12 protein-coding genes, 1 tRNA gene and 1 pseudogene are annotated in these 17,058 nt (G+C 41.5%); 7 read left to right on the top strand and 7 right to left on the bottom strand.

What is annotated here, in order from left to right:
* The 5 genes and pseudogenes from H5202_RS08970 to parC all read left to right on the top strand — a co-directional run.
* Positions 1 to 455, top strand: a pseudogene (locus H5202_RS08970) (3',5'-cyclic-AMP phosphodiesterase); the annotation flags it as partial.
* A 64-nt stretch (positions 456 to 519) separates the two neighbouring features.
* Positions 520 to 1,092 carry a YqiA/YcfP family alpha/beta fold hydrolase gene (locus H5202_RS08965; protein ID WP_182771778.1) on the top strand — a complete coding sequence of 191 codons (573 nt, stop codon included), beginning with the start codon at positions 520 to 522 and terminating at the stop codon, positions 1,090 to 1,092.
* A gap of 70 nt (positions 1,093 to 1,162) precedes the next feature.
* Positions 1,163 to 3,049 carry a DNA topoisomerase IV subunit B gene (parE, locus tag H5202_RS08960; protein ID WP_182771777.1) on the top strand — a complete coding sequence of 629 codons (1,887 nt, stop codon included), beginning with the start codon at positions 1,163 to 1,165 and terminating at the stop codon, positions 3,047 to 3,049.
* Positions 3,050 to 3,166: 117 nt separating this feature from the next.
* On the top strand, positions 3,167 to 4,258 hold the full coding sequence (locus H5202_RS08955; protein ID WP_259397249.1) for a PQQ-dependent sugar dehydrogenase: 1,092 nt from the start codon (positions 3,167 to 3,169) through the stop codon (positions 4,256 to 4,258).
* Positions 4,251 to 6,554 (top strand): DNA topoisomerase IV subunit A, encoded by a 2,304-nt coding sequence (gene parC, locus H5202_RS08950; RefSeq protein WP_182771775.1) that lies wholly within the window; start codon positions 4,251 to 4,253, stop codon positions 6,552 to 6,554. The genes H5202_RS08955 and parC overlap by 8 nt, the downstream gene beginning before the upstream one ends.
* Before the next feature lie 86 nt (positions 6,555 to 6,640).
* Here parC and H5202_RS08945 read toward each other — a convergent pair whose 3' ends face one another.
* From H5202_RS08945 to rsgA, 7 genes are all read right to left on the bottom strand, one after another.
* Positions 6,641 to 6,832 (bottom strand): bacterioferritin-associated ferredoxin, encoded by a 192-nt coding sequence (locus H5202_RS08945; RefSeq protein WP_182771774.1) that lies wholly within the window; start codon positions 6,830 to 6,832, stop codon positions 6,641 to 6,643.
* 352 nt (positions 6,833 to 7,184) lie between these two features.
* Complete coding sequence (locus tag H5202_RS08940) at positions 7,185 to 8,165, bottom strand: NAD(P)-dependent oxidoreductase (protein WP_182771773.1); 981 nt, start codon at positions 8,163 to 8,165, stop codon at positions 7,185 to 7,187.
* A gap of 33 nt (positions 8,166 to 8,198) precedes the next feature.
* A complete protein-coding gene (locus tag H5202_RS08935; protein ID WP_182771772.1) occupies positions 8,199 to 8,933 on the bottom strand; it encodes a glycerophosphodiester phosphodiesterase in 735 nt (244 codons plus the stop codon).
* Between the two features lie 24 nt (positions 8,934 to 8,957).
* The gene (locus H5202_RS08930; RefSeq protein WP_443019390.1) at positions 8,958 to 12,194 is read right to left on the bottom strand and encodes a mechanosensitive ion channel domain-containing protein; all 3,237 of its coding nucleotides are present in this window, start codon (positions 12,192 to 12,194) and stop codon (positions 8,958 to 8,960) included.
* Between the two features lie 18 nt (positions 12,195 to 12,212).
* Positions 12,213 to 13,085, bottom strand: a complete 873-nt coding sequence (locus tag H5202_RS08925) for a DMT family transporter (RefSeq protein WP_182771771.1) — start codon at positions 13,083 to 13,085, stop codon at positions 12,213 to 12,215.
* Between the two features lie 5 nt (positions 13,086 to 13,090).
* Positions 13,091 to 13,957 (bottom strand): archaetidylserine decarboxylase, encoded by an 867-nt coding sequence (asd, locus tag H5202_RS08920; RefSeq protein WP_182771770.1) that lies wholly within the window; start codon positions 13,955 to 13,957, stop codon positions 13,091 to 13,093.
* Between the two features lie 55 nt (positions 13,958 to 14,012).
* Positions 14,013 to 15,074 carry a small ribosomal subunit biogenesis GTPase RsgA gene (gene rsgA, locus H5202_RS08915; RefSeq protein WP_182771769.1) on the bottom strand — a complete coding sequence of 354 codons (1,062 nt, stop codon included), beginning with the start codon at positions 15,072 to 15,074 and terminating at the stop codon, positions 14,013 to 14,015.
* A 112-nt stretch (positions 15,075 to 15,186) separates the two neighbouring features.
* Here rsgA and orn point away from each other — a divergent pair, with 112 nt between their 5' ends.
* Together orn and H5202_RS08905 are read left to right on the top strand one after the other, a co-directional pair.
* Positions 15,187 to 15,732: an oligoribonuclease gene (orn, locus tag H5202_RS08910; protein ID WP_182771768.1), complete on the top strand. Its 546-nt coding sequence runs from the start codon at positions 15,187 to 15,189 to the stop codon at positions 15,730 to 15,732.
* Positions 15,733 to 15,929: 197 nt separating this feature from the next.
* Positions 15,930 to 16,005: transfer RNA gene (locus tag H5202_RS08905), tRNA-Gly, on the top strand.
* Positions 16,006 to 17,058: the final 1,053 nt, after the last annotated feature.

The following is a 17,058-nucleotide window of genomic DNA, read 5'->3' as shown; positions in this document are numbered from 1 at the left end:
CTACTGTTCGTGGTAAGCCTGGTGGCTACATGGGCGAACAGCAGTTTGGGTTGATTGAGGCTGCCATTAAGGCTACGCCAGATAAACATGTGCTATTAGTGATGCACCATAATCCTATTTTAATGCAATGCGCTTGGTTAGATCAGCATTGTATGATGAATGGCGAAGACTTTTTGCAACGAACAAGTCGCTACCCGCAAGTGAAAGGTGTCCTTTGGGGACATGTACACCAACAAGTCGATAATATTCATCGTGGACCACATGGTCCTATTCCATTAATGGCGACACCATCGACGTGTATTCAGTTTAAACCATTATCATCCTATTTTGCCTTAGATCATCGTCAACCGGGTTATCGTTTGCTGGAGTTGGCAGGCGATGGTAGCATTCGTACTAATGTGTATCGCGTGCCTGGAAATCGATTTGCACCAGATAATGAGGCCAGCGGATACTAGTTTAGCGCGTCATCTTATGTTACTAAGGGACGTTTAGTATTGATTAACCGTCTCGCGAGGGAATATGCTGCTTTATATTCATGGTTTTAATAGTTCTCCTCAGTCGGATAAAGCCGTTCAAACCGCACACTATATTCAGCAGCATTATCCACAAGTCGATTTTCACCAACCACAATTACCTTCATCACCTTCTGCTGCTATGGCTTTATTGTGCAACATCGTTGAGCAAGCGAAACGGCAGGGGCAGACATTGCGCTTTATTGGCTCGTCGTTAGGTGGCTATTTTGCTAGTTATTTAACCGAAACGTATGGTGGCAGAGCTGTTTTGATTAATCCGGCGGTAAAACCGTTCGAATTGTTTGAAGAGTTTATCGGGCCTCAATATAATCCTTATACCAACGAGCATTATCAACTGTTACCGCAGCATCAAGATGACGTTGCGCTGTATAATACTCACGTGATCCGTCATCCAGATCGTTTTCTGGTGCTGTTGCAAACTGGTGACGAAGTGTTAGATTACCGACAAGCATTACATAAGTACCATAGCTGTGAATTACATTTAGAACCTAATGGTGACCACAGTTTTGTCGGCTATGAACAACAATTAAACAAAATATGTAAATTTATTCAGTTGTAACCTTCTACCGTTACAAACAACGATCAATTTGAGCTAACTTTGGCTCTATTTAACTCCAAATGTGTGGATTATGAGCAACCAATATACTTCTGACGCTATTGAGGTCCTTAATGGACTTGACCCGGTAAAACGCCGTCCAGGTATGTATACCGACACCTCTAGACCAAATCATCTTGGGCAAGAAGTCATTGATAACAGTGTTGATGAAGCTCTGGCGGGACACGCGACTAAAATTGAAGTTGTACTCCATACTGATAACTCCCTTGAAGTGACCGATGATGGCCGTGGTATGCCGGTGGATATTCACGCTGAAGAAGGCATTCCTGGGGTTGAACTGATCCTGACTAAATTGCACGCTGGTGGTAAGTTTTCTAACAAAAATTATCAGTTTTCGGGCGGTTTACACGGGGTAGGTATTTCAGTTGTTAACGCCTTATCCACTCGCGTTGAAATCAGCGTCCGTCGTGATGCGCAAATATACGAAATGGCCTTTGAGAATGGTTTTAAGGTTGAGGAACTGGTGGTAACCGGTACTTGTGGACGTCGTAATACTGGGACCCGAGTACATTTTTGGCCTGATACAAGTTATTTTGATTCACCTAATTTCTCGGTCAGTAAGCTAATTTATATCCTGCGAGCTAAAGCGGTATTGTGCCCAGGCTTGCGGATTAAATTCACCAATAAACAAAATGGTGATGTGCATGAATGGTATTACGAAAGTGGCTTAACCGATTACCTTAAAGAAGCGATAAAAGACTCGGTTTTATTACCTGAAGAACCTTTTGTGGGTAGCTTTAAAGGCAAATTAGAAGCTGCTGAGTGGGCTATTACATGGTTGCCTGAAGGCGGCGAAAGTTTAAGTGAAAGCTACGTTAACTTAATTCCGACACCGTTAGGTGGTACTCATGTGAACGGGTTTAGACAAGGTTTGCTTGAGTCTATGCGTGAGTTTTGTGAATTTCGCAATCTTGTTCCTCGGGGTATTAAGTTATCGCCCGAAGACATTTGGGACCGTGCGGCGTTTATTTTATCGATAAAAATGCAAGACCCACAATTTGCTGGGCAAACCAAAGAAAAATTATCGAGCCGTCAAAGCTCTGCATTTGTTTCTGGTATTGCTCGTGATGCCTTTTCGTTGTGGTTAAATTCTAATACTGAGTTAGCAGAGCAGTTGGCAGAGTTGTGTATTGGTAATGCATTGCGCCGCTTAAAGGCCGCTAAAAAAGTTGCACGTAAAAAAGTGACTTCTGGACCTGCATTACCGGGCAAGTTAACTGATTGTAGCGGCCAAGACCCCATGCGAGGTGAGCTGTTTTTAGTTGAGGGTGATTCTGCTGGTGGTAGTGCTAAACAAGCTCGAGACCGTGAGTTTCAAGCGATTATGCCGCTAAGAGGTAAGATTTTAAATACTTGGGAAGTTGATTCCGGACAAGTATTAGCCTCGCAAGAGGTACATAATATTTCGATTGCGATTGGTTGCGATCCTGACAGTGATGATATTTCAGAATTACGTTATGGTAAAATTTGTATTTTAGCCGATGCCGATTCTGATGGGCTGCATATTGCGACTCTATTGTGTGCATTATTTTTAAAGCATTATCGAGTCTTGGTGAATCACGGGCATATCTATATTGCTATGCCGCCGCTATTTCGTATCGATATTGGCAAAGAAGTATTTTACGCCCTGGATGAAGCTGAAAAGGTCGGTATTTTAGATCGTATTGCGGCAGAAAATAAAAAAGGTAAAGTGCAAGTGACCCGCTTTAAAGGTCTGGGTGAAATGAACCCGTTGCAACTACGTGAAACCACTATGGATCCGAATACTAGACGCTTAGTGCAATTAACCATTGATGATGCTGATGAGACCGTGGCATTAATGGATATGTTACTTGCCAAAAAGCGTGCACCTGATCGTAAAAGTTGGTTAGAAACCAAAGGTGACCTAGCGTTACTTTAGTCGTGTCTCTTAGTGCCAATAATAATGTATAAAATAAGGCAAAAGATAATTAGCATGCAGTATATTAGATTACGATCTTACGTAAGTTTTGGCGGTAAATTAGCCTTTCTGGGGGTTATGTTTTTAGCCCTGACTCCAATGTTAGCCTCTGCTGCCCAATCGGTGATGATTACCGTTACTAAAGGTTTTGGATTAACGTTATATGCTTCCGATTTAGGCGATATTAAACAATTAACAGTAGGGGATGAAGGGACACTTTTTGTGGGCTCTCAAAAAAGCGGCACTGTTTATGCGCTCGTTGATAGTGATCAAAATGGCCAAGTTGATAAACGATATCTTATTGCCAGAGGCCTTGAATACCCTGAAGCGTTAGCCTTTCATGATGGTTCATTATACGTTACCGAAGAAGATCGAATTATCCGTTTTGAAGAAATTGAATCTCGGTTGCGTCGTCCTAGTCGTGCGCGTGAAGTTTATTCTAATCTACCAAGCTTAGATAAAAAGTATTCGCGTTCGATGCATTTTGGACCCGATGGACGTTTATACATTGCCATAGGTTCGCCTTGTAATGTGTGCGAGGCAGCTTCGCCATTTGGCAGTATATTAGCGATTAACGTGGATACCGGCGCCAGTGAGCAAGTTGCTTCTGGGCTTCGCAGTGTTATCGGTTTTGATTGGTCACCTGATACCAAAAAGTTGTGGTTTGCCGATTTAGGCCGTGATTGGATGGGTGATAATGTTCCCGCGGATGAGATAAACCGTTTAGACGTGAAAGGTAGCCATTTTGGGTTTCCTTATTTACACGGTAAAGATGTCGTTGAACCCGCTTATGATAAACCGAAAAATTTAAACATCACTCTGCCAGAATTTGAATTGCCAGCACATGTTGCGGCTACAGGGTTAAGCTTTTACCGAGGCGAGCAATTTCCTGAGCGTTATCGCAAACAGATTTTTGTGGCTGAAAATGGTTCGTGGAACCGTTCAAGTAAAGTTGGCTATCAAATTGTAATGCTTGGTATGGAAGATAACAAAATTGTTAAACGTGAAACCGTGGTGAGTTTCCTCGATGGAGAATTTCCGGTTGCGCGTCCATTTGATGTGATTAATGCGCCTGATGGCTCAATGTACATTTCAGATGATCTAAAAGGTAATATTTACCGCTTGTTTTATAACGCACCCGAACAATCACAGGAAACGAATAATGAGTGATGCGATTGAATTAAGCCTTGATGGTGTAGAGCAAATGCCGCTAAGGCGCTTTACTGAAGGGGCTTATTTAAATTATTCCATGTACGTGATTATGGATCGCGCCCTACCGCACATTGGTGATGGTCTAAAGCCTGTCCAACGACGCATTATCTATGCAATGAGCGAATTAGGCTTATCAGCGCAATCTAAACACAAAAAATCAGCCCGTACTGTCGGCGACGTGTTAGGTAAATATCACCCGCATGGTGATAGTGCATGCTATGAAGCTATGGTGTTAATGGCGCAGCCATTTTCCTATCGATATCCGCTGGTTGACGGCCAAGGTAACTGGGGTGCGCCAGATGACCCTAAGTCATTTGCTGCAATGCGTTATACCGAAGCTAGATTATCAAAGTTTTCTGAAGTGTTACTGTCGGAATTAGGACAAGGTACCGTAGATTGGAGCCCTAACTTTGATGGCACCATGAAAGAGCCTGTAACCTTACCAGCACGATTACCGCATATATTATTGAATGGTATTACCGGTATTGCAGTGGGCATGGCAACAGATATTCCGCCGCATAATGTGCGTGAATTAGTGGCAGCGTGTATAGAGATAATCGATAATCCTAAAGCGGATTTAGCCCGCTTAATGGAGTTTGTTCCTGGCCCTGATTACCCTACAGAAGCTGAAATAATTACGCCTAGAGCAGATATTGAGCGGATTTATGAAACTGGCAAAGGTTCAATCAGGGCGCGTGCCGTTTACAGTGAAGAGCAGGGCGAGATTGTCATTACGTCATTGCCGCATCAAGCCAGTAGCGGTAAAATTTTAGAACAAATCGCCCATCAAATGCAGGCAAAAAAGTTGCCTATGGTGTCTGATTTACGTGATGAATCTGATCATGAAAACCCAGTGCGATTAGTGATTGTACCTCGTTCAAATCGTATTGATTGTGATCAGTTAATGACCCATTTATTTGCGACTACAGACCTTGAGAAAAGCTTCCGAGTTAACCTCAATGTGTTGGGACTCGATGGTCGTCCTAAAGTAAAAGGGCTTAAACAACTGTTAACGGAGTGGCTGGAGTTCCGTCTTACCACGGTAACTCGCCGCTTACAATATCGACTTGATAAAGTATTAGCACGGTTACATATTTTAGAAGCGTTGATGGTTGCGTTTTTAAACATTGATGAAGTGATCGAAATTATTCGTTATAACGACGAACCTAAAGCTGAGTTGATGGCTCGCTTTAACTTGTCGGATAAACAAGCTGAATCAATTTTAGAGTTAAAATTACGTCATTTAGCCAAGCTTGAAGAATTTAAAATTAAAGGTGAGCAAGATGATCTTGCTGCAGAACGTGACAAATTAGAGCTATTGTTAAGCTCTGAACGTCGCTTAAAAACCTTAGTGAAAAAAGAATTGATCCAAGATGGTGAAACTTATGGTGATAATCGTCGCTCGCCTATTATTGAGCGTTTAGATGCCAAAGCGCTGACTGAGCAAGAGTTAACACCAACTGAGTCTGTTACTGTTGTATTGTCTGATAAAGGCTGGGTACGTTGTGCTAAAGGCCATGATGTCGATGTAGAAGGCTTATCGTACAAGTCTGGTGACAGTTATCTTTGTAGCGTGATGGGCAAGAGTAACCAAGCTGCGGTGTTTATCGATTCGACCGGACGTGCTTTTGCCACCGACAGTCATACGTTGCCTTCGGCGCGTAGCCAAGGCGAGCCGATCACCACGCGCTTTAATATGGCTCCAGGCGCAACGATGCAACATGTGCTGATGGGCGAAGATGAGCAGTTTTTCTTATTGGCAACAGATGCTGGTTATGGCTTTATTTGTGCTTATCCTGATTTGGTTAGCCGTAATAAAGCAGGTAAGGCACTACTTAGTTTGCCAACCAATGCGTTAGCGCTGCAGCCAAAGTTAATCAATAAAACGACCGAGCAATCGCTGTTAGCGATTACCTCTGAAGGCCGTATGTTGATGTTTAGCTTAGATGCTTTACCGCAACTATCAAAAGGTAAAGGCAATAAGATTATTGGTATTCCAACCGATCGTGCTAAAAATCGTGAAGAGTTACTTTTGCACCTAAATGTTGTGCCGCATAATACAGCAGTAACCTTGTGGGCAGGTAAGCGTAAGCTAACCTTGAAACCAAGCGATTTAGAGCACTATCGTGGTGAGCGCGGTCGTCGTGGAGCTAAGTTGCCAAGAGGATTACAACGCGTAGACAGTGTTGAAGTTGAATTTGGGCCTTTGGCAGAAGACGGCTTGCAAGACGATAATCTGGATATACACGAGTAAGATTACTGGATGGTAGAATAAAAAAATGCTGCTCATATGAGCAGCATTTTTTTATGGAAGCAGAGTCGACTTATATATTGATGCGACTATGCAACTTCATAGAAATTAGGTTCGTACTCAAGTTGTGTTTGAATGATTTGATTAGCCATGCGGGCACATTTTCCGCATTGGTCAGCAACGCCAAGACGTTTCTTTACATCAGACAACGAACTGTCACCTAAGCGAACAGCAGCTTTGATTTGAGTGTCGGTAATCGCATGACAAAGACAAACGAACATAGGGAAAGCCTCTTCATTCAAAAATGGGTCATATCTAGAAAGTAATCTAATTCTAAATGAAAACAGTTATCATTGGCAATAACTATTTTTCTTATGTAGTGATCATTTTTAAGACAGTTTGATCTAGCTCATCTTTCTTAGCAAAATGGGCATCGTTATAATTGTGAAAAAGAGGTGAGGTTTTTAGTTAAGATGTTGATGTGGAATATTTTTGTTGTGACAAACACAACGGTTAGTTAAAGCTACCAATGTTAAATACAAGCCAGTTCAGATTAAGACATGCTTAATGCTATGTACAAAAGTGGTCAAAACCTCCTCGAACGTACCTCTTAATCCTAAATTGATTGCAGCTTTAGTAACCTTGTTTAACGTCGACCACATACTGTAATGGCTTAGATTGTTGCCATAGTTGGTAGTTGTGGCTGAATATCTTTATCACTTGCTCAGGAAAGCTTGGTGCAGCGATATGCGGTGTGATAGTGACGTTATGGTAATGCCATAGTGGATGATCAGCAGGTAAGGGCTCTTGTTCGAATACATCTAATATGGCTTGGCGTTGTGGTTGTAAGGTTAATTCAGCTTGTAACGCATCTAATTCAATGGCGTTACCTCGGCCAATGTTAAATAACATGGCATCAGGCTTTAATAAGGGCAGGTTAAGCGCATTTAATATGTGCTTGGTTTGAGGTGTATTGGGCAATACGCTAACAATCACATCTGCTAGAGGCAAATAGTCGGCTAATTTATCAATGGTGTCGATGTTATCAAAGCCACTAACAGGAGCTCCTTTTCGATTCAGCCCACTGACGGTCATACCAAAATGATGAGCTGTTTTTGCAAGGTGCTCGGCGATAGAACCGGTGCCTAGTATTAATAGTTGCAACCCTTGCAAAGTACCATAGCTACCCGCTAACCAACGTTGCTGCTGTTGCTGTTGAGTGTACATATTATGCTGTCGATAATGGCTTAGCAGGTAGCCAAACACATATTCACTCATAAGCGGGCCAAATACACCGCGAATGTTGGTGAGTAAATAATCATGTGGTAACGATGGATGCATTAATACATCGACACCGGCAAAGGTAGATTGTAACCATTTTAGTGCTGTTGCATGCGGCAATAATGAAGCCGCTAGATGAGGTTCTGCTAACCAAATATCGGCATGGTTAATATTGCCGCCAGTGAACTGGCCAGAATCAACCACAAGCTTATCAACAATTAGATCATTAACAATCAGATCGTCAACAATGTCGAGGTTTGGCAGACAAAGCTTTGTTAATAGTTGACGGTATCGATCGTTTTCTCTGGTCAATAATAATAGTTTATGTGCCACATTAACCTCATTGCCGTACTTTGGATAAATAAATTACTCAAACCAAGCGCTATAATCGGTTGTTATCGGCATCATTGCTGCTGCAATGGCTTTGTCTGGGTAATTACTGAATATACCGTCCACTCCCATTGCTTTTAATGCTTGAATATCTTGTGGATTATCGACCGTATAAACAAATACTTTGCCGCCTCGCTGGTGTGCATCATCAACAATGGCTTGATTAATAAAACCAACATCCAGATTAATAGAATAGGCATTAAGTGTTGTCACTATTTCAGCTAAGTCGAGCGGGATCCCTGCTAATAGTGGTGCGATCACCGCTTGCGGGAAAGATTGTTTTATCTGCGCCAAATAAGGATGATTAAAGGATGATATTAACAGCTGTTCTGGAGTGAAACTAAGCTGTTCTAACGCTTGAGGATATAAGGTGATAAACGGTTGTACGCAGCCAATACCTTTTAATTCGATGTTGATGGTACACGAGCCTTTGCTTCTTACATAGACTCGCTCGAGTACTTGCCATAGCGTGGGGATTGCTTGTCCGTCAACAGTAAATTGAGCTAATGCGGCCTTGGTTGTTAAATGAATTAGTCCTGTTCCTGTTGATTTACCTTCTAAGCGGCGATCATGAAACACCACTAATTCACCTTCAACACAATGCACATCCAGTTCAATGGCATTAACACCCAAGTCGAGCGCTTTGTCCATCGCGGCTAAGGTGTTTTCTGGAGCATAACCGCTGGCGCCGCGGTGAGCAAAAACGAGCATAGGTGTCCTTAATCAATTCTTAGCTTAGCCTTTGTATAATCCGGTGGATTCTTTAGGCGCATGATTAATATGAACTTCCATTTGAGGGTAGGCAAGTTCAACATTGTTATCTTTTAATTTTTTACTAATTCGCTTGTGTAGATTATGGCGAAGCGGCCAACGATCAGACATGTCTTTAGCATACGAACGTACTTCATAATCTTGAGTGTGTTGACCAAAACCCGCAAACCACACTTCGGGTTCTGGGGTGGTTAATGATAAGTCACACTCGCGCACTGCTTGATGCAATAACATTTCGACTTTAGCTGGATCTGAATCACGAGACACCGATACCGTAACAATAACGCGGGTAATAGGATCTGATAAAGACCAGTTAACCAATTGTTCGGTGATAAAGGCTTTGTTAGGTACGATAATTTCTTTACGATCCCAATCGACAATCGTGGTTGCTCTAATCTGAATTTTACTGACGGTACCGGTGAGATCGCGGATCGTCACCGTGTCACCAATACGGATCGGTTTTTCAAATAGAATGATAATACCGGAAATAAAGTTGGCAAAAATCTCCTGGAGACCAAAACCTAACCCCACGGATAATGCGGCAACTAACCACTGTAATTTTGACCATTCCATGCCCAAGGTTGAAAACCCGAACAGCATGCCAAAAAATACCACAAGGTAGCTACTCACCGTGGTGATAGCAAAACCTGTGCCTGGCGATAAATCTAGCCTTTGTAAGAGCATTAATTCAAGTAAGCCGGGTAGATTTTTCGCAATAACAACCGAGAACCCGACTAGCATGATGCCAAATAAAATCGACTTTAATGTAATCGGCACTTGTTGCTCAATACCATTTACATTGCTATTGGTGGTCCATAAGGTGATGCCATCTAGAAATGAGAATACTGCGGTATGCGTTTGCGCCAAAATGCCTAATAAACTGGCAAAAAAAGCTAAAATGAGGATCGATCTTACCAAGCCTAGTGATTGGCTAGAGATGGTTTCTAAATCAACCACAGGCTCTTCGTAGGTTTCTATTGGCTCATTGTTCATTTCGCCTCTTTCACGTTGTGCCAGTCTTTCAGCGCGTTTGGCTTTGGCACGGTCAAAGGCGATTAAGCGACGTTCGATTAACATCCAACGTTTAATGAGCTGATAGGTTAGTAAAAAACCTAGGCCTAATAGTACCGATATTTGTAGTTGTAAAAGCAGCTGAAAAGCCGTGAAGTAGTAGCCTATCCCTGCCAAAATCGCGCTAAAAATTGGCGTGACAACGAGGAGTGTCCATACCGATTTTTGAATCAGTTCCATGTTAGTGGCGTTAGGTTTATTTTTGCGATATTGGCCAATAAGTAACATGATATCTTTATACAGCAGGCATAACACAATACAGAAAACAATAAATGCACCACGGCCAAGGCTGTTGCGTACTAATGAAGTATCTAATGCTTCGGTAAAGCCCATTAAACCGATTAATGGTGCCGATACCATTACAAACGAAGCCATGGTTTGTTGTGCTTGCTTTACAATTTTCTTCGGCCGTCTGAAATGGCTAATCAAAATGCCTTTATCAACCGTTAACAAGTAAAAGAATTGGTAAATAAGATAACTGACACCAATGGCTAAGATACCTACTCCGACGGCATACACCATATTTTGCTCTGATCGCGAAAATATAAATCCAGCCATGATCACCGGTAAGGGTTTTATTAGGGCATACACTAAGCTGATGATCAGGGTTTTGATGGTGTATTTAAATTTATCTTGAGTCACATTACCGACAAAAATTGCATAGCGTCCAATCGCTTGATTGAACTTAGGTGTCAGCATGTCTTGTGCCATTAAACAGCACAATAATAAAATACCCCACCAAGCCCAGTAATTGCTTTGCTCAGACCAAGCTAGCTGTAATGACTGCCACTGGCTCGGTTGCAGTAACCACAAGCTACTGTGGCTTAAGTCAGTTAGCCATAACGCGCCAATACTAGGGGCATTAGGTACCCAAAATAAATGCTCATTAAGAGTGTTTTTTAAAGTGTTATACAGCTGGTTTAACTGTTCATAACCAATGCGCAATTTGGCAAATTCAGCTAAATATTGATCATAGCTCTGCAATAGTTGTTCTATGAGTACTTGTTGTGATTGTAATAATTTAATTTGGGTTTCATTAAACATTTTGCTGTCATCGAGTTGCTGACTATTTAGCGCTTGTTGTTGTTCTAATTGGTAGCGCTGTAGCCTTGTATCAGCTAATTCTGTTTGCAATTTGTCGAGATTCGGAGGTTTAGGTAATGATTGCAACATCTGTAAGAAACGATCGCCAAATGCAGAATTAGTTTTAACCCAGGTAATTTGCTCAAGCACATTTGATAGCTGTGCATTTTGAGATTGATAGCGTTTTTCAATGCGTTGCTGTTTCTCTATTGCAGATTTTATATTGCTAGTAATGGTTTGTAATTGCTCTGCATAATATTGATTTAACTTACTTAATTCTTGAGATAATGGATCCGCCAGTTCTTGAGCATCAATTAAGTTTTCGGCTATGGTGTCTGCGGTTTGCTGCTGGCGATACTCGATATTATGTTTGTTGATAAGCTCGATAAAGCTTTCTTGTTGGCTTAACGATAAGCGATTTAACTGTTGTTGTAGTTGGGTGATCTCTAATTGCTTAGGGTTAGCTAAACGTTCCGATTGCAAGGTCGCAATATGTTGTGCCAGAAGTTCAGCTTGAAGCTTGTTACGTTGGCCTAACGGAGTATCAATAGGCACTTGAAGGGTTTTATTATGCTGAGTTAAGGCATTTTGTGCTTGGACTATTGAGTCTGGCAATAGTGTTTGGCGTTGTGAAATTAGACGCAACTTATCATTAAGACTCGACTCTGTCTCTTTCAATTCAGATAAGTGAAAATAGGCCATTGAGGCTTGCTGATCAAGATCGATATCTTCATCAAGACTTAATACTAGTTGTGCTTCACGTAGTTGCCCTGCTAGTGAGAGCTTGGTTTCGTTGTTTGATTGTTCAATATTGGTATAAGTTTGCTGCTCTATTTGCAGCTTTTCGATGCTGCTTTGCAGTTCTGTAATTTGAGAGGCGATGTCAAGCGGCTGATTTTCGGCTTGGCTATTGAGCCCCAAACGTTTATCTAGGGTTAGGGGAGTATTGGCGAATACAGAAACCGACAGTGTATTAACGATAAGGAAACACAGGAATAAACACGCTAAACGTAACATAATACTTTGCTCAGGTTGGAGTAAGGCCATGGTAGCAAATTTGCGTGATTATGCTCTACTTTTTTGATGACTTTGTTGGGTTTCAAATAAAGCCGTTGCCACAATAATCGTTCCTCCTATAAGGGTTCGTGTGGTGAGTTGTTCGTCTAAAATTAATAATGCGAGCATTGCACCATAAAACGGTTGTAAACACGACACTAACCCTACCGTTTTAGCGCTTAAAAAACGCAGTGCCGTGGTAAATAATGCATGCGGTAAGGCGGTGAATACTATGCCAAGTAACAAAACCAATCCCCAAGTGGTCTGGCTAATGTTTTGGGCTGCGACATCTTGCCAGGGGCTTAATAGGATTAAGGTTATCAGTGTTTGATAAAACATAGCATGTGGACCGCTATATTGCGAAAACACGCGTTTGTGAAGCAAATTTCTGCAGGTAAATAAAGCCGCTGAAATAACACCAACAATAATGCCTAAGGTCGTGTCATTATTCAGATTTGCCTCGGGGATCAGCATTATTACTCCAGCTAATACCGCGATACCGGATATCACATCCACAAGTTTTAGCTGTGTTTTATTGATTAATGGTTCGATTAATACCGTCATGACGGGATAAGTAAAAAATGCAATCATACCAATGGCAACGGATGACAACTGCATCGCCGCAAAATAGGTAACCCAATGTAGACACACTAAAGTGCCTAGCACTAAGGCTGCCCAATAATCTTGTTGGCGTTGTAACCTTAGTGGGCGTTTGGTGGCTTTAACGATTGCTGCGAGTACGATAGCAGCGATGATACAACGCAAAAAGGTAATATTAAGTGCGCTAAGGGGAATGAGTTTAGAAAATAAAGCCGTACCACCAAAGAGCAGTACGGCTAAATGTAACTCAACTAATCCAGAGTGTGGTTTAGTTGTTGTCATGTTGGTTACTGCGTTGTGAGTTTAGCGAAAGGCTGACCCATACGAGTCGTTTCACCAGGTTCGACACCATCAGCAAATGTTTCAATAGCATCTTGGGCAAATAACATCACAACAGTACTACCTAATTTAAAGCGACCCATTTCAGCCCCTTTTTCTAAGGTTACGGCTTCTGGACCCGTGGTTGGATAGTCCCAGCTAAATACCTGCTTACCGCCTGGTGGTGTTACCGTGCCAGACCATATGGTTTCAATACTGGCAACAATAGTTGCACCAACCAGTACCATTGCAAGTGGACCCACTTCGGTTTCAAATATGGCCACGACACGTTCATTACGGGCAAATAGTCCTGGCACGTTTTGAGCAGTAAGTGGATTAACCGAAAATAAATCACCTGGTACGTAAGTCATTTTTGATAATGTACCTGTGATAGGCATATGCAAGCGATGGTAATCTTTTGGGGCCAAATAAATGGTAGCAAAATCACCACCATCAAAACGTGCAGCATCGGCTTTGTTACCACCTAATAATGCTTCAGAGGTGTAACTGTGACCTTTTGCTTGGAAAATATTGCCGGCTTCAATTGGACCGCATTGGCTTACAGCGCCGTCAACAGGGTGCGCCATCATATTACTTTCTTGGCAAATAGGTCTGAGTTCAGGCTTTAATGCACGCGTAAAAAATGCATTAAAAGTCTTATAGGCTTCGGGCTCAGATTGCTGCGCTTCTGACATATCAATTTTGTATTGTTTGATAAACCATTTAATGCCTGCTGTGGTCATAACGCCAGCTTCAGCAGCAGCAAACTTGCCCACTAAACGCGACAGAAAATGTTTTGGTAGCATGTATTGCAAAGCAATTTTAATAGAGTCCAATGTGTTTCCCTTTTCTCTAATCTGGTTGAGCCATGAAATATTATTCTATTGAGTATTATTCATCAATAGCACGGAAATGTCGTGCATGACGTTGTTCGTCTAAACTGGCAACTATACGCTGGTAATTACTAAAGCGGTCTGGAGTTATTTTTCCATCAGCTAAAGCCTGCTGTAAAGCACAACCCGGGTCGTCGCCATGTTTACAATCGCGGAACTTACATGAGCCTAAAAAGTCTCTAAACTCAACAAAACACCAGCCCACTCTTATGGCATCTAAATGCCATAATGCAAATTCGCGAACACCGGGTGAATCGATTAAATCACCGCCGCTAACAAAGTGCAGTAATTTGGCTGTAGTTGTAGTGTGCTGCCCTAAACCTGAGTTGCCTGACACATCTCCAATTAGCAGTTCTGCGTCTGGCATCAATGCATTGATTAAAGATGATTTACCAACACCAGACTGACCTGCAAAAACACTGACGCTGTTATTGAGCAATGCTTTGAGGTCTTCAACGCCTTCACCGGTGTGACTACTGACGCGAAAAACTTGATAACCAATATTTTGGTAACGTGTTAATGCCGTTTCGATTTCATCACGATTGGTGTCATCCAATAAATCAATTTTATTCAAAATGATGATCGGTTTAATATCAGTGTCTTCTGAAGCCACTAAGTATCGGTCAATAATTTGCGTAGTAAAGCTAGGCAATACCGATGACACAATTAAGATTTGATCGATGTTGGCGGCAATAATTTTTACGCCATCGTATAAATCTGGTCGTGTTAAAGAAGATTTTCGGGGGTGAACGGCTTCAACAATACCGCCAATGCTTGAGCCTGACTGGACTTCTGTCGCTAGTCTGACGACAACATTATCACCAGTGACTAAACTGGTTACCGCGCGACGAATATTACACCGCGATACCGTTCCGTCTGCCGTTTCGATATCAGCATGCTGACCAAAGCGCGAAATAACCACTCCAGCTTGCTCAGGACCTAACAGATTGTCCTGTAACTCAGTATGTTGAGTGTTGTCATCACTGCGCTTTAATCGCTTAGTCTGATTAGCTCGCATTCGGCGTAATTGGCCCTGGCTTAGGGGTTTCTTTTTACTCACAGGCTTATCTTCATTAAATAGGTGTTTTTTTGTGTGTCAAAAAAACAGTATGATACACACTCTTTTATAAAAATGCCTGAATTTAGGCGACAGATAACATAAGGCGGCATAAATGGCTGTTGATGCGAATAATCTAATTTGGGTTGATTTGGAAATGACAGGCTTAGAACCAGATGTCGATCGAGTCATTGAAATTGCAACCCTAGTTACCGATCAAGAACTCAATATCATTGCTCAAGGCCCTGTTCTAGCCATTTATCAGACCGATGAAGTATTAGCAGGCATGGATGATTGGAATCAAAAACATCACGGAGAGTCTGGATTAGTTGACCGTGTGCGTGCCAGTAAATGTTCTGAACAAGATGCGATAGTACAAACGATTGATTTTTTAGCTCAGTACGTGCCTAAAGGCGCATCACCAATGTGCGGTAATAGTATTGGTCAAGATCGTCGCTTCTTGAATAAATACATGCTGGAACTTGAAGAGTTCTTTCATTATCGCAACATTGATGTGAGCACAGTTAAAGAATTGGTTCGTCGTTGGAGTCCTGAAACAATGAATGGCTTCAGCAAGAAAAATACTCACCAAGCATTAGAAGATATTAAGGAATCTATTGCTGAAATGCAGTTTTATCGCAAAGAAGTATTTAAAATTTAACCAATCGAACAATTTTTTTTAAAAAGGGGGTTGCAGCATAGTAAAATTTACCTATAATGCGGCCTCAACTTTCTACAGAGCGCCAAACTCTGAGTTATAGAAAGTTGTATTGAAATTTGAAAGTATGTGACATTAGCTCAGTTGGCATAGGTTGAAAGACGATACCTTGCAGATTGTTATAATGAAGCAAACAGTACGCGACATTAGCTCAGTTGGTAGAGCGATACCTTGCCAAGGTATAGGTCATCAGTTCGAACCTGATATGTCGCTCCAAATCACTTCCCTAGTTTAAAATGCAACATAAGCTCAGTTGCGCTTTTAGAAAATGCGATACCTTTTTGTTTACCAAGCTAGACGTCATAAAGCGGTCATCAGTTCTAACCACTTTTTATTTATAAAGAAACGTCGCTCCAAATCACTTCCCTAGTTTGAAATGCAACAATAGCTCAGTTGCGCCCTTAGAAAATGCGATACCTTTTTGTTTGCCAAGCTAGACGTCATAAAGCGGTCATCAGTTCGAACCTCTTTTTGTGAAAATAAAGGTCGCTCCAAATCAATCTTCTAGTTTCAAACTCTTCCTGCTAAAAATTCCTAGCCAAAAATCTAAGCGTTAAACCTGAATTGATTTTTGATTTGCGACGTTAGCTCAGTTGCGCCCTTAGAAAATGTGATACCTTTTTGTTTGCCAAGCCAGACGTTCTAACGTGGTCATCAGTTCGACCCCCTCTTTATTTATAAACAAACGTCGCTCCAAATCACCACCTTAGTTTAATCCTATTTGCACCGAATCTTGTTTGTTCTAAATCCTATCAATGACTAATGCGACATTTTTTCAGTTGCGCTTTTAGACAATTCGCTACCTTTTTTTGTCAAGCTAGACGTTAAAAAACTGTCATCAGTTCGAACAACTTTTGATACATGCTATCTACATTTTCTACAGTTCAACACTCTGATTTAAATTAGTCCGAACCTTTTCATTTTAATAAATTTGCATCATTTCAGTTTGAGTAAATCGTTTTGCAATCAACAAACAAGTGATCTAGTGCTCACTTCTTCATGGATCTCTAAAGTAAGAGCATATTGGTGAAGTAAAACATGATCTGGTTCAAATCATTTACTGTTGTTATCTTTGATAATCAACTCAAGATAGATTTTCCCAAGAGTTAGGGTTTTAAACGAGGTGAGTTTTATGCGGATCCAACAACTAAGTGAGCTACTTGATTACGTTGCTAATTGCCATCTAGATATGGAGAAATTATATAAGCGCTTAGATCGTAATGCGGATTCCTCTCGAGTAAAGATGATGTTGGCTTATTTTCAACAACA

This window comes from Shewanella sp. SG41-4 (assembly GCF_014164505.1).
GTDB lineage: Bacteria > Pseudomonadota > Gammaproteobacteria > Enterobacterales > Shewanellaceae > Shewanella.
Note: the sequence above shows the minus strand (reverse complement) of the source record. Positions and strands in the feature narration are given on the sequence as shown.

Excerpts from the sequence above, each read along its gene's own strand:
- H5202_RS08965 (WP_182771778.1), top strand. The coding sequence starts at position 520 with ATGCTGCTTTATATTCATGGTTTTAATAGTTCTCCTCAGTCGGATAAA.
- parE (WP_182771777.1), top strand. The coding sequence starts at position 1,163 with ATGAGCAACCAATATACTTCTGACGCTATTGAGGTCCTTAATGGACTT.
- H5202_RS08955 (WP_259397249.1), top strand. The coding sequence starts at position 3,167 with ATGTTTTTAGCCCTGACTCCAATGTTAGCCTCTGCTGCCCAATCGGTG.
- parC (WP_182771775.1), top strand. The coding sequence starts at position 4,251 with ATGAGTGATGCGATTGAATTAAGCCTTGATGGTGTAGAGCAAATGCCG.
- H5202_RS08945 (WP_182771774.1), bottom strand. The coding sequence starts at position 6,832 with ATGTTCGTTTGTCTTTGTCATGCGATTACCGACACTCAAATCAAAGCT.
- H5202_RS08935 (WP_182771772.1), bottom strand. The coding sequence starts at position 8,933 with ATGCTCGTTTTTGCTCACCGCGGCGCCAGCGGTTATGCTCCAGAAAAC.
- H5202_RS08930 (WP_443019390.1), bottom strand. The coding sequence starts at position 12,194 with ATGGCCTTACTCCAACCTGAGCAAAGTATTATGTTACGTTTAGCGTGT.
- H5202_RS08925 (WP_182771771.1), bottom strand. The coding sequence starts at position 13,085 with ATGACAACAACTAAACCACACTCTGGATTAGTTGAGTTACATTTAGCC.
- orn (WP_182771768.1), top strand. The coding sequence starts at position 15,187 with ATGGCTGTTGATGCGAATAATCTAATTTGGGTTGATTTGGAAATGACA.